The organism is Synechococcus sp. R5-15 (assembly GCF_047462035.1).
In the GTDB taxonomy this organism is placed as follows: Bacteria; Cyanobacteriota; Cyanobacteriia; order Thermostichales; family Thermostichaceae; genus Thermostichus.
Window position 1 is genome coordinate 1 of record NZ_JANSIK010000154.1, and the last position, 1,053, is coordinate 1,053.

Here is a 1,053-nt window from a genome sequence, read left to right on the forward strand (position 1 = left end):
TACGCTTGAACTTCGATGCTTCTTTTGTGGGTCGCGATCGCCTGCGCATTCGTCTCCAAGCTCGCGATGCGGTAACCACCTTCTTTGAGGGTGACCCAGGTGTTGGCTTCCAGGGGGGTGCGGGTGGTACCTTCACCCTTGCCCAGCTGGTTTATCAATTCCCTGCTTTCGACCGCGCTGCTACCATCTACACAGGTATTACAGGTACAGGGGTGTCTAGCGTTCTGCAGTACAGCACGCCCTTTGATGCTCTGTCGGACTTTGCCGATGCTCCCAACTCTACGGCAGATGTGCCCAGCGGAACCCTATTTGGCTTCCGCTATCGCCTGAGTGACCAGTTTCGTCTGTCCTATGCCTACAGCACCAGAAGAGGGCAAGCCTTGGGGAGAGGCTTTGGCGACAGTGGCTTGACAGGTGATGATAGCGCCCACGTCGTTGAGCTGGGCTTCTTGCCGACAAAGGGTCTGGAGTTCTACCTCCAATTTGCTTCCACCTACCTGCAGCAGGCGAACGACGGCCCCACCTTCCTGGCCACGGGTAAAAGTCTCTTCCGTGGACCGGTAAGAGGAACTCGGGTAGATGTCTCTGCACGGGTGAATGCTTTTACGTTCGCAGCCAACTGGGAGATCAGCCCTCGCATTACCTTGTCTGGCTGGTTTACGGCTGGCAATGTGGATTACAACCTGCCCAATGTGGTACCGGCTGGTACTGTTGATCCGGGAGAGGAAGACTTTAACGGTTTCCTCCTTGGCTTTGTTTTCCCCGACCTCTTCGTGGAGGGTGCCAAAGGTGGTATTGTGTTTGGCCAGCCAATTGTGACTGCCGACAACGATGGAGTGTGGGATACTCGCCCCTTCGTTGTGGACGTCTACTACAGCTTCCCGGTCAACGAGTACATTACTCTAACGCCTGCTGCCTACTTTGTGAGCAACCCCAATGGCGGCAGACCCGGAGACAACGACCCAACCATTGGCGTGGGGGCTTTGCGAGCTGTGTTTACTTTCTAGTTCTTAAAATCCCTGCGCTGACATCCAAGTTGCTAAGTAGGGATCC

General features: G+C 55.3%; 1 protein-coding gene. It reads left to right on the forward strand.

The window, feature by feature from the left end:
• On the forward strand, window positions 1-1,007 hold a 1,007-nt coding region (locus NW839_RS12055), incomplete at its 5' end, for an iron uptake porin (protein ID WP_414380674.1).
• Window positions 1,008-1,053: the final 46 nt, after the last annotated feature.